Origin of the sequence: Piscinibacter sp. (assembly GCF_050175855.1) — a bacterium.
Lineage (GTDB): Bacteria > Pseudomonadota > Gammaproteobacteria > Burkholderiales > Burkholderiaceae_C > Piscinibacter.
In genome coordinates, this window is record NZ_JBFXIO010000057.1 from 1 (window position 1) to 16,138 (window position 16,138).

Consider the following 16,138-nt stretch of genomic DNA (forward strand, 5'->3'; position numbering starts at 1 on the left):
ATCGCGAAGGCCGCTGATCGATCCGGGAGAACCAGAACATGAACCGCATCGGATTCCTCGTCGGACTCGTGCTGCTCGCGCTGATGGGTGCAGCCTCGACGCTCTTCGTCGTCGATCAACGCCAGGTGGCCGTCATCTACGCGCTCGGCGAGATCAAGGAAGTGATCACCGAGCCGGGCCTGAAGGTCAAGCTGCCGCCGCCGTTCCAGAACGTCGTCTTCCTCGACCGCCGCATCCAGACGCTGGACAGCCCGGACGTGCGCCCGATCTTCACCGCCGAGAAGAAGAGCCTGGTGATCGACTGGCTGGTGAAGTGGCGCGTGTCCGAACCGCGCCAGTTCATCCGCAACAACGGAACCGACATCCGCAACCTGGAGACGCGCCTGGCGCCGGTGGTGCACGCCGCCTTCAACGAGGAGGTGACCAAGCGCACCGTGGGCGGCGTGCTCTCGCGCGAACGCGACAAGGTCATGCAGGACGTCCGCGCCCGGCTGAACGACGACGCCAAGGCCTTCGGTATCGAGATCCTCGACGTGCGCATCAAGCGCGTCGACTTCGTCGCCAACATCACCGACTCGATCTACAGCCGCATGCGCTCCGAGCGCCAGCAGGTGGCCAACCAGCTGCGCTCCACCGGTGGCGCGGAGGGCGAGAAGATCCGCGCCGATGCCGATCGCCAGCGCCAGATCATCATCGCCGAGGCCTACCGCGACGCGCAGAAGATCAAGGGCGAGGGTGATGCGCGCTCGTCGGCGATCTTCGCCGAAGCCTTCGGGCGGGATCCGCAGTTCGCCGAGTTCTATCGCAGCCTGGAAGCCTACCGTGCGGCCTTCCGCAACAAGGGCGACGTGATGGTGCTCGACCCGAGCAGCGAGTTCTTCCGCGCCATGCGCGGCTCGTCCTCCACCGCGGCGCCGGCGAAGAAGTAGCCGCCGGTGGGCGCGAGCTTCTGGGAGTTGCTGCTCGCCGCCTGCGCGCTGATGCTGGTGCTCGAAGGGCTGCTGCCCTTCTTCAGCCCGGCCGCGTGGCGACGGCTGTTCGAGCAGGCGACGAGACTGTCCGACGGGCAGATCCGCTTTCTCGGCCTGTCGAGCATGCTCCTCGGGCTGGTGCTGCTGCTGCTGTTCCGCGACTGACACGCGCCGCGAAGCAGCGCATTCCGGCCTGTGAGCGGCCGGTACAATGCGGTTTTTAATCCCGCGCCGGTTTCCCATGTCTTCTGCTTGGCTGCTGCCCGAGCACATCGCCGACGTCCTGCCCGCGCAGGCCCGACACATCGAAGAACTGCGGCGCGGCCTGCTGGACGTGGCCCGTTCCTTCGGCTGCGAACTGGTGATGCCGCCGCTGATGGAGCACATCGAGTCGCTGCTGTCGGGCACCGGCCGCGATCTCGACCTGAAGACCTTCAAGCTCGTCGATCAGCTCAGCGGCCGCACCCTCGGCGTGCGCGCCGACGCCACGCCACAGGTCGCCCGCATCGACGCCCACCTCCTCAATCGCGCCGGCGTCACCCGGCTGTGCTACTGCGGGCCGGTGCTGCACACGCGGCCCTCGGGCATGCAGGGTACGCGTGAGCCACTCCAGTTCGGCGCGGAGATCTACGGCCACGCCGGGCTGGAGGCCGACCTGGAGGTGCAGGATCTGGCACTGGACTGCCTGCGCGGCGCCGGGCTCACCGGGCTGACGCTGGACCTCGCTGACGCGCGAATCGTTCGGGCCCTGCTGGATGGCACGAACGGCGCCCGTCGCAGCGACATCCTGGCGGCCCTGGCCGGCAAGGACGTGGCCAGCCTGCGCGACCTGTGCGCCGGTCTGCCGGAGGCGTCGAGGCAGGCGCTGCTGGCCCTCCCGGCGCTGTATGGCGGCGAGGCCGTGCTGGTGCAAGCCCGCGAGACGCTGCTCGCACTGGCGCCCGTGCGGGCAGCGCTCGACGATCTCGCCACCCTGGCACGCCACGCCCGACAGGCGCATGCGGAGGTGCAGGTCGGCTTCGACCTTGCCGACGTGGGCGGCGCCTCGTACTACAGCGGCGCGCGGTTCGCGATCTACGTGGGCGGCTCGAGCGACGCCATCGCGCGCGGCGGGCGCTACGACGAGGTCGGTGCCATCTTCGGCCGCAACCGGCCCGCGGTGGGTTTCAGTCTCGACCTGAAGGAACTGGCCGAACGCGTGCCCGGGCGCGGCAGCCGGCCGGCGGTGCGCGCCCCCTGGTCGGAAGACGCGGGCCTGCGTGCCGCGGTGCGCCGCCTGCGCGATCAGGGCGAGACCGTGGTCTGCATCCTGCCGGGCCACGAGCACGAGGGCCAGGAGTTCGAGTGCGACCGGGAACTGGTCGCCGTGGGCGGCCAGTGGGCGGTGCGGGCGCTGTGAGCGCGGCGCGCCGGCCCGATCAGCGATAGAGCAGTTTCGAGTGACACAAGACATGCAGCAACAGACAAGCGCGGCCGCAGGCCACAACGTGGTCGTCGTCGGCACCCAGTGGGGCGACGAAGGCAAGGGCAAGGTGGTGGACTGGCTGACCGACCACGCCGAGGCCGTGGTGCGCTTCCAGGGCGGCCACAACGCTGGCCACACGCTGGTGATCAAGGGCGTGAAGACGGCGCTGCAGCTGATTCCGTCGGGCATCATGCGCGACGGCGTGGCCTGCTTCATCGGCAACGGCGTGGTGGTCGACCCGACCCACCTGCTGTCGGAGATCGAGCGGCTGGAGGGCATCGGCCTGGAGGTTCGCACGCGGCTGTTCATCAGCGAGTCGTGCCCGCTGATCCTGCCTTTCCACGTCGAGGTGGATCGTGCGCGCGAGGCGCTGCGCGAGACCAGCGGCGCGGGCAAGATCGGCACCACCGGCAAGGGCATCGGCCCGGCCTACGAGGACAAGGTGGCACGCCGCGCGCTGCGCGTGCAGGACCTCAAGCATCCCGAACGCTTCGCCGCCAAGCTGCGCGAACTGCTGGCGCTGCACAACGTGGCGCTGACCGGCTACCTGAAGTCGCAGGCGCTGGAGTTCCAGCCGATCTTCGACCACGCGATGAAGGTGGCCGAGCAGCTCAAGCCGATGCTGGCCGACGTGGGCTACAGGCTGCACACGATCAACCGGCGTGGCGGCAACATCCTCTTCGAGGGGGCGCAGGGCACGCTGCTGGACATCGACCACGGCACCTACCCGTACGTCACCTCGAGCAATTGCGTGGCGGGCAATGCGGCGGCCGGCTCGGGCGTGGGCCCGGACATGCTGCACTACATTCTCGGCATCACCAAGGCCTACACCACGCGCGTGGGCAGCGGGCCGTTCCCGACCGAACTGCCGATGGACGAGCCCGGCACCGTGGGCCATCACCTCTCCACGGTGGGCCAGGAGCGCGGCACGGTCACCGGCCGGCCGCGTCGCTGCGGCTGGCTGGATGCCGCGGCGCTGAAGCGCTCGATCATCATCAACGGCATCTCGGGCCTGTGCATCACCAAGCTCGACGTGCTCGACGGCCTCTCGGAGATCAAGGTCTGCGTCGGCTACGAACTCAACGGCCAGCGCATCGACATCCTGCCGCTGGACGCCGACGACGTGGCGGCCTGCGTGCCGATCTACGACACCTTCCCCGGGTGGAGCGAGACCACCTTCGGCGTGACGGAGTGGGACAAGCTGCCGCTGAACGCCCGCCGTTACCTGGAGCGGGTGCAGGAGTTCATCGGGGCGCCGATCGACATGGTGTCCACCGGGCCGGACCGCGTGCACACCATCCTGCTCAAGCACCCGTACCGCGGCTGAACGACGCCTTTCACTGACCTGGAGCCCTGCGCATGCTGACCGACGACGGCAAACACCTCTACGTCTCCTGGGACGAGTACCACATGCTGACCGAACGCCTGGCGCTGAAGGTGCATGCGTCGGGCTGGGAGTTCGATCAGATCCTGTGCCTGGCGCGCGGCGGCATGCGGCCGGGCGACGTGCTCTCGCGGGTGTTCGACAAGCCGCTGGCGATCATGTCGACCAGTTCCTACCGCGCCGAGGCCGGCACGATCCAGGGGCGGCTGGACATGGCCAAGTACATCACGCTGCCCAAGGGCGAACTGGCCGGGCGCGTGCTGCTCGTCGACGACCTGGCCGATTCCGGTGTCACCCTCAAGGCCGTGGTGGAGCGGCTGCGCGGCATGCCCTCGATCACCGAGCTGCGCTCGGCGGTGATCTGGGTGAAGGGGGTGTCGAGCTACACGCCCGACTACTACGTCGAGATGCTGCCCACCAGCCCCTGGATCCACCAGCCCTTCGAGGAGTACGACGAACTCCGGCCGGAGGGCCTGGCGAAGAAGTTCGTCATCTGACGCCGCAAACGAAAAGGCCAGTGCGGTGGCACTGGCCTCTTGCGTCGATCTCTATCATCTGGTGCCCAGGAAGGGACTCGAACCCCCACGGTGTTACCCGCTAGTACCTGAAACTAGTGCGTCTACCAATTCCGCCACCTGGGCATTTCAGGAAGTCTTGGATCATATCATCAAAACAAACCAACACTCAACTCCCCCCGCCGTCGGCGCCGAACTGATGAGCGAAGTCGAGGGCACGGTGCAAGGGCACCGCGACGGCCACGGCTTCCTCGTTCGCGACGACCGCCAGCCCGACATCTATCTCTCCCAGCAGGAGATGCGCGCGGTGCTGCACCGCGACCGCATCCGTGCCCGCATCGTCCGCTACGACCGCAAGGGCCGGCCGGAAGGCCGCATCCTCGAGATCCTCGAGCGTCGCAAGTCGCCGATCATCGGCCGCCTGCTGCACGAGAGCGGCGTCTGGCTGGTCGCGCCGGAAGACAAGCGCTACGGCCAGGACATCATCGTGCCGAAGAACGCGATCGCCAACGCGACCGCAGGGCAGGTGGTGGCCATCGAGCTCACCGAGCCGCCGTCGATGTACTCGCAGCCGGTGGGCCGCGTGACCGAGGTGCTCGGCGAGATCGACGACCCCGGCATGGAGATCGAGATCGCGATGCGCAAGTACGAGGTGCCGCACCGCTTCTCGCCGGAGACACTGGCGCAAGCCGCTGCGCTGCCGGAGAAGATCCGCTCCGCCGACCGCCGCCACCGTATCGACCTGACCGACGTGCCGCTGGTCACCATCGACGGCGAGGACGCCCGCGACTTCGACGATGCGGTCTACTGCGAGCCGGCGAGCATCGGCCGCACGAAGAAGCCCAACGGCTGGCGCCTGGTGGTCGCGATCGCCGACGTCAGCCACTACGTCAAGCCCGGCGAGCCGCTCGACGAAGATGCCTACGAGCGCGCCACCTCGGTGTACTTCCCGCGCCGGGTGATCCCGATGCTGCCGGAGAAGCTGTCCAACGGGCTGTGCTCGCTCAACCCCGATGTGGAGCGGCTGGCCATGGTGTGCGACATGCTGGTCACCGCGGCCGGCGAGGTGCATGCCTACCAGTTCTTCCCGGCGGTGATCTGTTCGCACGCGCGCTTCACCTACACCGAGGTGGCGGCGATCCTCGCCAACACGCGCGGGCCGGAGGCGGCGCGACGCGCCGTACTGGTGCCGCACCTGCTGCACCTGCACGAGGTCTACCGCGTGCTGCTCAAGCAGCGCGTGCAGCGCGGAGCGATGGACTTCGAGACCACCGAGACGCAGATCGTCTGCGACGAGAACGGCCGCATCGAGAAGATCGTGCCGCGAACCCGCAACGATGCGCACCGGCTGATCGAGGAGGCGATGCTTGCTGCCAACGTCTGCTCGGCCGACTTCATCGCGCGCGCCAAGCACCCGTCGCTGTACCGCGTGCACGAGGGGCCGACGCCGGAGAAGCGCACGCTGCTGCAGAACTACCTCAAGGCGCTGGGCCTCGGCCTGTCGGTCAGCGAGGAGCCGCATCCGAAGGAGTTCCAGGCGATCGCCGCCGCCACCAAGGACCGACCCGACGCCCTGCAGATACACACCATGCTGCTGCGTTCGATGCAGCAGGCGATCTACACCGGCACCAATGCCGGCCACTTCGGGCTGGCCTACGAGGCCTACACGCACTTCACCAGCCCGATCCGCCGCTACCCCGACCTGCTCGTGCACCGGGTGATCAAGGCCTTGCTGACCGGCAAGCGCTATCACCTGCTCAGCGGCAAGTTCGAGGAAGCGCCGAAGGTGCGGCAGGCCGGCAAGGCCAAGCACGCGCCCAACCAAGAGATGGAGCACTGGGAGACGGCCGGCGCGCACTGCAGCGCCAACGAACGGCGCGCCGACGAGGCCTCGCGCGACGTCGAGGCGTGGCTCAAGTGCCGCTACATGCGCGAGCACCTCGGCGAGGAGTTCGCCGGCACCGTCAGCGCGGTCACCGGCTTCGGCCTGTTCGTCACGCTCGACGCACTGTACGTCGAGGGCCTGGTGCACATCACCGAACTCGGCGGCGAGTACTACCGCTTCGACGAGGCCCGCCAGGAGCTGCGCGGCGAACGCAGCGGCATCCGCTACGCGATCGGCGCGCGAGTGCGCGTGCAGGTCAGCCGTGTCGACCTCGACGGCCGACGGATCGACTTCCGCATGGTGCGCGAAGGCGAGGACGACGCCTCGCGGCTGCGGGCGCGGCGCGAGCGCGGAGCACCGGGCGATGCGGGTGACGAACTGTCGCGCGTGAAGGCGGCCGACCGCGCCGCGAAGGCGGCCACCAAGGGCAAGGCCAGAGGCGGCAAGAGCGCGCATCCGGTCAAGGCGGCCAAGTCGACGGCGCGCAAGGCGGCCACGCGCGGCAGCAAGCGCCGCTGAGGCCGGCCGCTCACCGGCGCGCCATGTGCTCGATCAGGTCGGCGGCGCGCAGCACCGGCGCAGCGGAAGCCTCGGCCGCAGCGCCGTGCCACCACACGGTGTGCACCGCCGCCTGCCACGCACCTTCCTGCGGATCGGCCTCGCGGCGCTGTGCCCATTCGGCGCCCAGCCAGCCGGCCAGTACGTCGCCGGTGCCCGCGGTGGCCAGAGACGCGTTGCCGCTGGCATTGATGCGCGGCCTGCGGCCGGGTGATGCGATCACGCTGCCGGAGCCCTTGAGCACGACCACGCAGCCGAACTGATCCGCCAGGCGCCGCCCGGCCGCCAGTCGATCGGCCTGGACCTCGGCAACGCTGCTGCCGAGCAGGCGGGCGGCCTCCAGCGGATGGGGCGTCAGCACCGTCGCCTGGCGGCGGGCGGAGCGAGCGGCGAGCTGCTGCTGCAATGCGGCGTCTGCGGCGATGGCGTTGAGCGCGTCGGCGTCGAGCACCAGTCGTACGCAGCTGCCCAGCAGCGCGGGCAGCACGGTGCGCACGGTATCGCCGCCGCCGCATCCGCACACGACGGTGCTTCCCGCCAGCGTTTCGCGGTCGACACGGTGGCTCCAGCCGGGGCGGAGCATCAGCTCGGGCCGGCCGGCGTCGAGCGCCGGCGCGGCTGGGTCGAGCATCTCGACGAACACGCGCCCGGCGCCGGCGGCCAGGGCCGCGCGGCTCGCCAGCACGGCGGCGCCGGTCATGCCGTGCGCGCCGCCGATCACCGCCACGTCGCCGAAGCTGCCCTTGTGCTGGGCGTGTCGGCGCGGCGCGGCAAGGGTGGCCTGGGCACCGCCGAGCCAGGCGACGGGTTCGTCGGCGCCGGTGTCGACGCCGAGATCGTCGAACCACACGGTGCCAGCGTGATCTCGACCGGCCGCGGTGAACAGGCCGGGCTTGAGCGTGAGCAGGCTCAGCGTGTGCGTGGCGTGCACCGCGGCACCGAGCGGTTGCCCGGTGTCGGCCGACAGTCCGGACGGCAGGTCGATGGACAGCACCGGGCAGGGCAGGGCGTTCAGGGCCTCGATGGCCGCACGAACTGCGCCTTCGGCTGCGCGGCGGGCGCCGATGCCCAGCAGCGCATCGATCGCGAGGTCGTGGGCGCCCAGCGACGTGCCTGCATCGGCAAGGATCGGCAAGCCGGCGTCTCGGGCACGTGCCAGTGCGTCGCGCGCGTCATCCGCCTGAGGTTCGCCGAGCAGCATCACCTCGACCTGCTTGCCGGCCTGCTGCAGGCGAATCGCGGCAACGAGTCCGTCGCCGCCATTGTTGCCGGTGCCGGCCACGACGCGGATGGTGCGCGCGTGCGGCGCCAGGGCCAGCGCCAGGCGTGCCACCGCCTCGCCGGCGCGCTGCATCAGGGCATGTGCGGGCAATCCGGCCAGCGCCCGGGCCTCGATGTCGCGGGTACGGGCGACGTCGAAGAGCGGCAGGTCGGGCGTGGAGGAGTCGATTCGGCGCATCGGGGTCGAGCGTATCAGCGCAGCCGCTCGATCCCCAGGCCGGCGAGGCTGAAGGGCTCCTCGCGACCGTCCATCGCTTGCGCGAGCGCAAAGGCCGAGCCGCAGGCCAGCGCCCAGCCGCTCGAGCCGTGGCCGAGGTTGAGCCAGACGCCGTCGGCGCCGCTGCGGCCGATCACCGGCGGGCCGTCGGGCAGCATGGGCCGTGCACCCTTCCAGCGCTGCACCTGGCTCATGCGGCCGGCGCCGGGGAACCAGTCGTTGAGCACCTTGTAGAGCGTCTCGATGGCGCGCGTGTCGTGCTTCTCCACGCGGCCGCCGAGTTCGGCGCTGCCGGCCACGCGCACGCGCTGGCCGATGCGGCTGATGGCGACCTTGTAGCGCTCGTCCATGAGCGCCGCGCGGGGCGCCCGCTCGGCGGCACTGTCCTCCGGCCGCAGCGGCGCGGTGATCGAGTAGCCGTGCACCGCACGCAGCGGCAGGCGCACGCCCAGCGGCCGCAGCAGTTCGGCGGAGCCCATCGCGGCGCAGACCACCACCGCGTCGAACTCTTCGGTGACGGCCTGCAGCGGAGCAGGCTCGGTGGGCGGGCCGTCGCCGTTCGACGTCGACGGCTCGATCACCAGCTGAGTGGATTCGGCCGGAGGCATGTAGCGGTGCACGACCTGCGGCCGCGTGCCGGGCACGAGGCGCTGCACCTGGGTGTGGAAGCACCAGCGCGCGCCCAGCTTCTGCGCCTCGTGGCGAAGCAGGTGCGCGAACTGCCGGCAGTTGCCGACCTCGTCGTCGGGCAGATGCACGCCGGCGTGCAGTGGCGTATCGGGATTCAGCGCCGGCTCCAGTTCTCGACAACGGGCGCCGTCGACGAGGTGGAAGCGGTTGCCCAGTTCGGTGAGCAGCTTCAGGCCGGGCCGGGCGGCAGCGAGGTCGGACTCGCTGCGCAGCAGCACGAGGTAGCCCTGCTCGCGCTCGTACTCGAGCTGCAGAGCCTTGGTCAGCTCATGCAGGCGGTGCCGGCTGAATACCGCCAGGCGCTGCATGGCCGTGCGGTTGGCCTTCCAGGTCTCGGTGCGGCAGGCGCGCCACCACTTCCACAGCCAGGCCAGCAGGGTGGGGTCGAGGCTGGGCTGGACGCGTACCGGCGCATGGCGGTTGAAGAACATGCGCAACACCTTGAGCGGCATGCCGGGCGCCGCCCACGGCGTGACGTAGCCCGGCGCGACGACACCGGCATTGGCGAAGCTGGTCTCGGCCGCCACGCTGCCGCGACGCTCGAACACCGTGACCTCGTGGCCAGCGGCGCTGAGCTCGTAGGCCGTGGTGACGCCGACGATGCCGGCGCCGATGATGGCGACGCGCATGCTCAGCCGCGCTGCGACGCGAGCGCCGCTTCGATGGCCAGCGAGGCGTCGAGCACCACGTTGTCGCGCAGGGCCGATGCCCAGACCATCAGGCCGACCGGCATCCCGCCGCTCGCCTGGCAGGGCAGCGACAGCGCGCAGCCATCGAGGAAGTTGATCGCGCTGGGGTTGCGCAGCAGGGCACCGTTGACCGCGAAGAAGGCCTCGTCGTTGGCGCGCAGCGGCTCGATCGGCGGGGCGACCATCGGCACGGTCGGGCTCAGCATCACGTCGAAGCCGGCCAAGGTGGCCTCCATGCGTGCGATCCAGTCGCGCCGCGCCCACATCAGCTCGACGTAGTCGGCCGCACTCATCTTCTCGCCGCGGCGGATGCGCATTGCCACCCGCGGGTCGTAGCGATCGCCGTCGGAGGCCAGCCGCCGGCGGTGCCAGGCCCAGCTCTCCGCCGCGGAGAAACCGCCGGCGGCGTTCAGCGCGGCCAGTTCGGCCAGCGGGGGCAGGGCAATCTCGTCGATGCGTGCTCCCGCGCCGCGCAGGGTGGCCACGCTGCGCTCGAAGGCGGTGGCCACGGCCGGGTCGAGCGCATCGAGCATCAACGTCGTCGGGACACCCAGGCGCAGGGCCGACAGCGGCTTGCCCGGCAGCGCCACGCGGCGCTGGGCGAGGATCTCGTGCAGCACCACGGCATCGCGGACGCTGCGGGTGATCGCGCAGACGGTGTCGAGCGTGGTCGAGAGCGGGATCGCGCCGTCCGTGGGGACGAGGCGGGCGGTGTTCTTGAAGCCCACGAGGCCTTGGAGCGCGGCCGGGATGCGGATCGAGCCTCCGGTGTCCGAGCCGAGTGCCGCCCAGGCCGCGCCGGCCGCGACCGACACGGCGCCGCCGGACGTGGAGCCGCCGGGGATGCGCGGCGTGGCGTCGAGAGCGGCCGTGGCCACGTTCGCTGGCGTGCCGTGGTGAGGGTTGATGCCGACGCCCGAGAAGGCGAATTCGCTCATGTTGGTGCGCCCCACGAAGGCCGCGCCGGCCGCCCTCAGTCGCGCCACCGCCGGGCTGTCGGCGGCTGCCGGCGGCGTACCGGCGAGCACGCGGCTCGCGGCAGCGGTGGTCTGCCCGGCGACGTCGAACAGGTCCTTGATGCTCACCGCCAGGCCGGCGAGGGGGCTGTCGGATGGCGCATTCGCGGCCTGCTCCCGTGCGAGCTCGAAACTGGTGCTGACGAAGGCGTGCTCGCAGGCCGGGCCCCGGGCAGCCGCGATGCTGTCTTCGATCAGCGCGCCGGCGGCGGCGCTGCCGCGGGAGAGAGCCTCGCGGGCGGAACAGAGGTCAGGAAGCATGGGTGGCGTGGTACACTCTGCGAGTTTTGTCTGGGGGTGACCCCGGATGAAGCAAATCGCGAAGCCGGCCACTGAAGGTGTCGCGGTGCTGTTCCGACGGGAAGCCGTCGCGAGGCGCCACCGTGATTCGGGCCGGATTCTAGAACCAACCTTTGGAGTCCCCAATGACGATCAGCATGCGTGAAATGCTGGAAGCCGGTGTGCATTTTGGCCACCAGACGCGCTTCTGGAATCCCAAGATGGCCCCGTACATCTACGGCCATCGCAACAAGATCCACATCATCAACCTCGAGAAGACGCAGCCGCTCTTCAACGACGCGATGAAGTTCGTGCGCCAGCTCGCCGCGAAGCGGGGCACGATCCTGATGGTGGGCACCAAGCGCCAGGCCCGCGAGGTGATCGCGCAGGAAGCCCAGCGCGCTGGAATGCCCTTCGTCGACCAGCGCTGGCTCGGCGGCATGCTGACCAACTTCAAGACCGTCAAGGGTTCGCTGAAGAAGCTCAAGGACATGCAGGCCCAGCTCGAGTCGGGCATCGACACGCGCACCAAGAAGGAGCAGCTGATGTTCCAGCGCGAGATCGACAAGCTCGTCAAGGACATCGGCGGCATCCAGGACATGAACGCGCTGCCGGACGCGATCTTCGTGATCGACGTCGGCTACCACAAGATCGCCATCGCCGAGGCCGTCAAGCTCGGCATTCCGGTCGTCGGCATCGTCGACACCAACCACTCGCCGGACGGCATCGACTACGTCATCCCGGGCAACGACGACTCGGCCAAGGCCGTGGCGCTGTACGCCCGCGCGGTGGCCGACGCCGTGCTCGAGGGCAAGGCCAACGCCACCACCGAGGTGGTGCAGGCCGCCTCGGGTGGCGACGAGTTCGTGGAAGTCGAGACGACGGCCTGAGTCCGTCCGCCCCGACTCGCCCCGCGGCGAGCCAAGAAAGGGGCTGTCACAGCCCCTTTTTTTCGATGTCCGACACGTGTTTCCGCTGCCGTGGCCGCTGCGCCGCGACAGCCCCCAGATTGGAGAACTGATATGCCCGCAATCACCGCCAGCATGGTCGCCGAACTGCGCGCCAAGACCGACGCGCCGATGATGGAGTGCAAGAAGGCCCTCACCGAGGCCGACGGCGACATGGGTCGCGCCGAAGAGATCCTGCGCGTCAAGCTCGGCAACAAGGCCGGCAAGGCCGCCGCCCGCATCACCGCCGAAGGCGTGATCTCCGCCGCGGTCGACGGTACGACCGGCGCGCTGGTCGAGGTCAACTGCGAGACCGACTTCGTCTCGAAGAACGACTCCTTCCTCGCCTTCACGAAGGCTGCTGCCGAACTGGTGGCCAAGAACAACCCGGCCGATGTGGCCGCGCTGTCGGCGCTGCCCTATGCCCAGGACGGCTTCGGCCCGACGCTGGAAGACGTGCGCAAGGGGCTGATCGGCAAGATCGGCGAGAACATGTCGATCCGCCGCTTCAAGCGCTACAGCGGCGGCGGCAGCCTCGCCCACTACCTGCACGGCACGCGCATCGGCGTGATCGTCGAGTTCGCCGGCGACGCCGTGGCCGCCAAGGACGTGGCGATGCACGTGGCGGCGATGAAGCCGGCTGCGCTGTCGTCGGCCGAAGTGCCGGCCGAGCTGGTCGAGAAGGAGCGCAAGATCGCTGCCGAGAAGGCCGCCGAGAGCGGCAAGCCGGCCGACATCGTCGCCAAGATGGTCGAAGGCTCGGTGCAGAAGTTCCTCAAGGAAGTCAGCCTGCTCGACCAGGTTTTCGTCAAGGCCGCCGACGGCAAGCAGACCGTGGGCGCGATGCTCAAGGCCGCCAAGACCGAGGTGAAGGGCTTCACGCTCTACGTGGTGGGCGAGGGTATCGAGAAGAAGGTCGACGACTTCGCGGCCGAGGTCGCTGCGCAGGTCGCCGCCGCCAAGGGCGCCTGAGGCTGGCGGCCGGGGGGAGGAAGCCCCGGCCGATTAGACTTGCAAGCCACGAGAAAAGCACCGCGCCAGGAGCCGCCTGAATGCCCGCCTACAAACGTATCCTGCTGAAACTCTCCGGCGAGGCCCTGATGGGCGATGATGCCTACGGCATCAACCGCGCCACCATCGTGCGCATGGTGCGCGAGGTGCAGGAGGTGACCCAGCTGGGCTGCGAGGTCGCGGTGGTGATCGGCGGCGGCAACATCTTCCGCGGCGTGGCCGGCGGGTCGGTCGGCATGGACCGGGCGACGGCCGACTACATGGGCATGCTGGCCACGGTGATGAACTCGCTGGCCCTGGCCGACACCATGCGCCAGGAGGGCATGACGGCACGGGTGATGTCGGCCATCGCCATCGAGCAGGTGGTCGAACCCTACGTGCGGCCCAAGGCGCTGCAGTACCTCGAGGAAGGCAAGGTCGTCGTGTTCGCGGCCGGCACCGGCAACCCGTTCTTCACCACCGACACCGCCGCCGCGCTGCGCGGCGCCGAGATCGGCGCACAGGTCGTGCTCAAGGCGACCAAGGTCGACGGCGTCTACACCGCCGACCCCAAGAAGGATCCGGCGGCCACCCGATACACGCAGATCAGCTTCGACGAGGCCATCTCGAAGAACCTGCAGGTCATGGATGCCACCGCCTTCGCGCTGTGCCGAGACCAGAAGTTACCGATCAAGGTGTTTTCCATCTTCAAGCCCGGCGCGTTGAAGCGCGTGGTGCAGGGCGAGGACGAAGGCACGCTGGTGCACGTCTGACGCCCATCGCCGAAAGAGGCCTCCCATGACGATAGCCGACATCAAGAAGACCGCCGAGACCAAGATGGCCAAGACCATCGAGGCCTTCAAGGTCGAACTGCAGAAGATCCGCACCGGGCGCGCCCACCCGGGCATCCTCGACCAGGTGCACGTCGACTACTACGGCTCGATGGTGCCGATCAGCCAGGTGGCCAACGTCACCCTGCTCGACGCCCGCACGATCTCCGTCCAGCCCTGGGAAAAGGGCATGGGCGCCAAGATCGAGAAGGCGATCCGCGAGTCGGACCTCGGTCTGAACCCGTCAGCCCAGGGTGACCTGCTGCGCGTGCCCATGCCCGCGCTGACCGAGGAGCGCCGCCGCGACCTGACCAAGGTCGTGCGCCACGCCGGCGAAGAGGCGCGCATCGCCTCGCGCAACGTGCGTCGCGACGCCAACGAGCACCTGAAGAAGCTCCTGAAGGACAAGGAGATCTCCGAGGACGACGAGCGCCGCGCGCAGGAGCAGATCCAGCGCCTGACCGACGGCACGATCGCCGAGATCGACAAGCTCGTGGCCACCAAGGAGTCGGAGATCATGGCCGTCTGAGGCCACCTCCGTCGCCCGTCAACCGTTCGCCGATACCCTCCGTTCGTGACCTCGGACACCGGCATCCCACGCCACGTCGCCATCGTGATGGACGGCAACGGCCGCTGGGCCAAGCGCCGCTACCTGCCGCGCGTGTTCGGCCACAAGGCCGGCGTCGACACGCTGGTCAAGACCGTGCTCGCCTGTGCCGACCGTGGCATCGAGCACCTCACGGTGTTCGCGTTCTCGTCGGAGAACTGGAAGCGCCCGACCGAGGAAGTCTCTTTCCTAATGGGGCTGGTGCTGGTGGCGGTCGAGAAATACCTGGCCAAGCTCGCCTCGCGTGGCGTGCGCATCCGCATGATCGGCGACCGCAACCAGCTCACCGACCGGCTGCGCCAGGCCTGCGACCATGCCGAGTCGAGCACGGCGCACAACACGCGCATCACGCTGTGGGTGGCCTTCGCCTACGGCGGCCGCTGGGACATCGTGCAGGCCTGCCAGGCCGCCATGCGCGCCGGCGTCAAGCCCGAGGAACTCGACGAAGCCACGCTCGGCCGCTACATGTCGTTCGGCGATGCGCCGGATCCCGACCTGCTGATCCGCACCGGCGGCGAAGTGCGCATCAGCAACTTCCTGCTCTGGCAGGCGGCGTATTCGGAACTGGTGTTCAGCGAGTGCCTGTGGCCCGACTTCGACGAGGACGAACTCGACAAGGCCATCCGCGCCTACGCGGACCGGGACCGTCGCTTCGGGCTGGTGAAGAGCATGCCGCCGCCCGTGCAGGCCACCGGAACCTGATCCGATGCTCAAGCAGCGTGTCATCACCGCCATCGTCCTGCTGGCGCTGCTGCTGCCCGCGCTGTTTGCGTCGTCGCCCTGGCCCTTCGCCATCCTCACGCTGCTGCTGATCGGCGCCGCGGGCTGGGAGTGGGGCCGCTTGAACGCCGCGGCCGATGCGGCCATCGCCATGGGCGTGCTGCTCGCGCTCGGCGGTGCCGATGCGATGTGGCTGGGCTGGACCAGCCAGCCGCCCGCGTGGCTGTGGTGGCCCGTGGCGCTGGCCTGGGTGGCAGGCGGCGCGCTGGCGCTGCGCGGCGGGCCGGCAGGCTGGCCGGCGGTGCCGCTCGGGGTGCGCTGGGTGCTCGGCCTGGCGATGCTGTGGGTGGCGTGGCTGGCCATCGCGCACGCGCGGCATCTGGGCATCAACTTCATCCTCTCGGTGTTCTGCCTGGTGTGGATGGCGGACATCGCAGCCTACTTCGGCGGCCGCGCCTTCGGCCGGCGCAAGCTGGCGCCGACCATCAGCCCCGGCAAGAGCTGGGAGGGCGTGTGGACGGGCATGGCCGGCGTGATCGCCCTGGCCTTCGTGTGGCGCTGGATCGACGCCACCCAGCCGGTCGACTCGCAGAGCCTGTACACGCGCATGGCCGCCGCCTGGGGCGTGGCCGGCATGGTCGGCGGCGTGGTGCTGCTGGCGGCGATGAGCGTGGTCGGCGACCTGTTCGAATCGCTGGTCAAGCGCGCCGCCGGCGCCAAGGACAGCAGCAACCTGTTGCCCGGCCACGGCGGCGTGCTCGACCGCGTCGATGCCTTGCTGCCGGTGTTCCCGATCGCCATCGCGCTGGCCACGACCTGAACCTGCCATGAGCCAAGCTGTTTCCCCGTTGCGTGTGTGCGTGCTGGGCTCCACCGGCTCGATCGGCGTCAACACGCTCGACGTGATTGCACGCCACCCGGATCGTTTCGAGGTGTTCGCGCTGACCGGTGCCAGCCGCGTCGACGAACTCGCCGCCCAGTGCCTGCGGTGGAAGCCGCGCTTCGCGGCCATGCCCGATGCCGCGCGCGCCCGGGCGCTGCGCGAGCGGCTGGCGGCACAGGGCGTTGGCACGGAAGTGTTGTCGGGCGAGGAG

The 16,138-nt window shown here is 69.6% G+C and carries 15 protein-coding genes, 1 tRNA gene and 1 pseudogene; 13 read left to right on the plus strand and 4 right to left on the minus strand.

Going from position 1 to position 16,138, the window contains the following annotated elements:
• Positions 1 to 38 precede the first annotated feature (38 nt).
• The 5 genes from hflC to AB7U92_RS06780 all read left to right on the plus strand — a co-directional run bounded on the left by hflC (position 39) and on the right by AB7U92_RS06780 (position 4,317).
• On the plus strand, positions 39 to 929 hold the full coding sequence (gene hflC / locus AB7U92_RS06760; RefSeq protein WP_428575413.1) for a protease modulator HflC: 891 nt from the start codon (positions 39 to 41) through the stop codon (positions 927 to 929).
• A 6-nt stretch (positions 930 to 935) separates the two neighbouring features.
• Positions 936 to 1,136: a DUF2065 domain-containing protein gene (locus tag AB7U92_RS06765; protein WP_428575414.1), complete on the plus strand. Its 201-nt coding sequence runs from the start codon at positions 936 to 938 to the stop codon at positions 1,134 to 1,136.
• A 76-nt stretch (positions 1,137 to 1,212) separates the two neighbouring features.
• Positions 1,213 to 2,370, plus strand: a complete 1,158-nt coding sequence (locus AB7U92_RS06770; protein WP_428575415.1) for an ATP phosphoribosyltransferase regulatory subunit — start codon at positions 1,213 to 1,215, stop codon at positions 2,368 to 2,370.
• Between the two features lie 52 nt (positions 2,371 to 2,422).
• Positions 2,423 to 3,763: an adenylosuccinate synthase gene (locus tag AB7U92_RS06775; RefSeq protein ID WP_428575416.1), complete on the plus strand. Its 1,341-nt coding sequence runs from the start codon at positions 2,423 to 2,425 to the stop codon at positions 3,761 to 3,763.
• 32 nt (positions 3,764 to 3,795) lie between these two features.
• Positions 3,796 to 4,317, plus strand: a complete 522-nt coding sequence (locus tag AB7U92_RS06780) for a phosphoribosyltransferase (protein WP_428303515.1) — start codon at positions 3,796 to 3,798, stop codon at positions 4,315 to 4,317.
• Positions 4,318 to 4,376: 59 nt separating this feature from the next.
• Here AB7U92_RS06780 and AB7U92_RS06785 read toward each other — a convergent pair.
• A tRNA-Leu gene (locus AB7U92_RS06785) sits at positions 4,377 to 4,461 on the minus strand.
• 25 nt (positions 4,462 to 4,486) lie between these two features.
• Here AB7U92_RS06785 and rnr point away from each other — a divergent pair.
• Complete coding sequence (rnr, locus tag AB7U92_RS06790; RefSeq protein ID WP_428575426.1) at positions 4,487 to 6,739, plus strand: ribonuclease R; 2,253 nt, start codon at positions 4,487 to 4,489, stop codon at positions 6,737 to 6,739.
• A 10-nt stretch (positions 6,740 to 6,749) separates the two neighbouring features.
• On the opposite strand, the gene AB7U92_RS06795 is transcribed toward rnr, so the two are convergent.
• The 3 genes from AB7U92_RS06795 to AB7U92_RS06805 are packed head-to-tail and all read right to left on the minus strand — an operon-like array spanning position 6,750 to position 10,932.
• Positions 6,750 to 8,237 (minus strand): NAD(P)H-hydrate dehydratase, encoded by a 1,488-nt coding sequence (locus AB7U92_RS06795; RefSeq protein WP_428575417.1) that lies wholly within the window; start codon positions 8,235 to 8,237, stop codon positions 6,750 to 6,752.
• Positions 8,238 to 8,251: 14 nt separating this feature from the next.
• Positions 8,252 to 9,595: an FAD-dependent oxidoreductase gene (locus AB7U92_RS06800; protein ID WP_428575418.1), complete on the minus strand. Its 1,344-nt coding sequence runs from the start codon at positions 9,593 to 9,595 to the stop codon at positions 8,252 to 8,254.
• A 2-nt stretch (positions 9,596 to 9,597) separates the two neighbouring features.
• Complete coding sequence (locus AB7U92_RS06805) at positions 9,598 to 10,932, minus strand: amidase (protein ID WP_428575419.1); 1,335 nt, start codon at positions 10,930 to 10,932, stop codon at positions 9,598 to 9,600.
• Positions 10,933 to 11,096: 164 nt separating this feature from the next.
• Here AB7U92_RS06805 and rpsB point away from each other — a divergent pair, with 164 nt between their 5' ends.
• The 7 genes and pseudogenes from rpsB to AB7U92_RS06840 form a co-directional block, all read left to right on the plus strand.
• The gene (gene rpsB, locus AB7U92_RS06810) at positions 11,097 to 11,840 is read left to right on the plus strand and encodes a 30S ribosomal protein S2 (RefSeq protein ID WP_428575420.1); all 744 of its coding nucleotides are present in this window, start codon (positions 11,097 to 11,099) and stop codon (positions 11,838 to 11,840) included.
• 132 nt (positions 11,841 to 11,972) lie between these two features.
• On the plus strand, positions 11,973 to 12,869 hold the full coding sequence (gene tsf, locus AB7U92_RS06815; RefSeq protein ID WP_428575421.1) for a translation elongation factor Ts: 897 nt from the start codon (positions 11,973 to 11,975) through the stop codon (positions 12,867 to 12,869).
• 80 nt (positions 12,870 to 12,949) lie between these two features.
• The gene (gene pyrH / locus AB7U92_RS06820; protein ID WP_428575422.1) at positions 12,950 to 13,660 is read left to right on the plus strand and encodes a UMP kinase; all 711 of its coding nucleotides are present in this window, start codon (positions 12,950 to 12,952) and stop codon (positions 13,658 to 13,660) included.
• A 25-nt stretch (positions 13,661 to 13,685) separates the two neighbouring features.
• Complete coding sequence (frr, locus tag AB7U92_RS06825; protein ID WP_428575423.1) at positions 13,686 to 14,246, plus strand: ribosome recycling factor; 561 nt, start codon at positions 13,686 to 13,688, stop codon at positions 14,244 to 14,246.
• A gap of 45 nt (positions 14,247 to 14,291) precedes the next feature.
• Positions 14,292 to 15,026: a polyprenyl diphosphate synthase gene (uppS, locus tag AB7U92_RS06830; RefSeq protein ID WP_428575424.1), complete on the plus strand. Its 735-nt coding sequence runs from the start codon at positions 14,292 to 14,294 to the stop codon at positions 15,024 to 15,026.
• 4 nt (positions 15,027 to 15,030) lie between these two features.
• A complete protein-coding gene (locus tag AB7U92_RS06835) occupies positions 15,031 to 15,864 on the plus strand; it encodes a phosphatidate cytidylyltransferase (RefSeq protein WP_428575425.1) in 834 nt (277 codons plus the stop codon).
• A gap of 7 nt (positions 15,865 to 15,871) precedes the next feature.
• Positions 15,872 to 16,138: pseudogene (locus tag AB7U92_RS06840) on the plus strand (1-deoxy-D-xylulose-5-phosphate reductoisomerase); the annotation flags it as partial.

What these genes read in the sequence shown, in the direction of transcription:
- hflC (WP_428575413.1), top strand. Translation starts at nt 39, where the DNA reads ATGAACCGCATCGGATTCCTCGTCGGACTCGTGCTGCTCGCGCTGATG.
- AB7U92_RS06770 (WP_428575415.1), top strand. Translation starts at nt 1,213, where the DNA reads ATGTCTTCTGCTTGGCTGCTGCCCGAGCACATCGCCGACGTCCTGCCC.
- AB7U92_RS06775 (WP_428575416.1), top strand. Translation starts at nt 2,423, where the DNA reads ATGCAGCAACAGACAAGCGCGGCCGCAGGCCACAACGTGGTCGTCGTC.
- AB7U92_RS06780 (WP_428303515.1), top strand. Translation starts at nt 3,796, where the DNA reads ATGCTGACCGACGACGGCAAACACCTCTACGTCTCCTGGGACGAGTAC.
- AB7U92_RS06795 (WP_428575417.1), bottom strand. Translation starts at nt 8,237, where the DNA reads ATGCGCCGAATCGACTCCTCCACGCCCGACCTGCCGCTCTTCGACGTC.
- AB7U92_RS06800 (WP_428575418.1), bottom strand. Translation starts at nt 9,595, where the DNA reads ATGCGCGTCGCCATCATCGGCGCCGGCATCGTCGGCGTCACCACGGCC.
- AB7U92_RS06805 (WP_428575419.1), bottom strand. Translation starts at nt 10,932, where the DNA reads ATGCTTCCTGACCTCTGTTCCGCCCGCGAGGCTCTCTCCCGCGGCAGC.
- rpsB (WP_428575420.1), top strand. Translation starts at nt 11,097, where the DNA reads ATGACGATCAGCATGCGTGAAATGCTGGAAGCCGGTGTGCATTTTGGC.
- tsf (WP_428575421.1), top strand. Translation starts at nt 11,973, where the DNA reads ATGCCCGCAATCACCGCCAGCATGGTCGCCGAACTGCGCGCCAAGACC.
- pyrH (WP_428575422.1), top strand. Translation starts at nt 12,950, where the DNA reads ATGCCCGCCTACAAACGTATCCTGCTGAAACTCTCCGGCGAGGCCCTG.
- frr (WP_428575423.1), top strand. Translation starts at nt 13,686, where the DNA reads ATGACGATAGCCGACATCAAGAAGACCGCCGAGACCAAGATGGCCAAG.
- AB7U92_RS06835 (WP_428575425.1), top strand. Translation starts at nt 15,031, where the DNA reads ATGCTCAAGCAGCGTGTCATCACCGCCATCGTCCTGCTGGCGCTGCTG.